Annotated in this window: 1 protein-coding gene; it reads right to left on the bottom strand. The window is 62.6% G+C overall.

Annotation, left to right across the window (positions count from 1 at the left end; genetic code table 11):
* Window positions 1-173 precede the first annotated feature (173 nt).
* Window positions 174-591, bottom strand: a 418-nt coding sequence (locus FK268_RS23460; RefSeq protein WP_205124543.1) for a hypothetical protein, incomplete at its 5' end; no start/stop codon positions are given.

The following is a 591-nucleotide window of genomic DNA, read 5'->3' as shown; positions in this document are numbered from 1 at the left end:
CCCATCGTTCCGTTCGTTGGTCCGACCCGCGTGTTGAGGCGTGAATGGCAGTGGCTGCGCCGGTGCGAGCACCGATCGCTTCACCACACTTTCTTCGACTACCGCCTCGCCCTCCACCGCGACAGCGCAGCCGGAAAGCAACAGCGCCATCAGGACAAGTCGGAGCTCGCGGGCTACTCCCATCGAACCATGATCCCCTCGGCGCTAGCGAGCTCTGTGTCTCCGATGTCCTTAGCAATCTGCCTCAGAGCAGCGGCGATACTCAGCGCCTCAGCTGCCTCTCGCTGAAAGTTCTGGACCACGGAGTGCTCGTGGTCATGCACGGCCACGCCCAGGTTGTAGGTCGCCGCACGCCCTTCAATCGTGTCACCCAAGTAGTTGGTTCGGCAAACGTCACGGAGAGTCACCATCAGTTGTTTGAGCCTCGCTGCATGGCGCTCATGCGCCTTCGCGAGCTCCTCGATCGGATCGCCCTTGAGCACCATGTTCGGCCGATCGGCGATACGCTGCACCGCCTCCTCGCGAATCTTGTCCGCGTCGGGATTGCTCACGATTCCTCCGATCGTCACCGGCAGGCGTGCAAGCGCCCTC

Origin of the sequence: Tsukamurella sputi (assembly GCF_007858445.1) — a bacterium.
Taxonomy (GTDB): Bacteria; Actinomycetota; Actinomycetes; order Mycobacteriales; family Mycobacteriaceae; genus Tsukamurella; species Tsukamurella sputi.
Note: the sequence above shows the minus strand (reverse complement) of the source record. Positions and strands in the feature narration are given on the sequence as shown.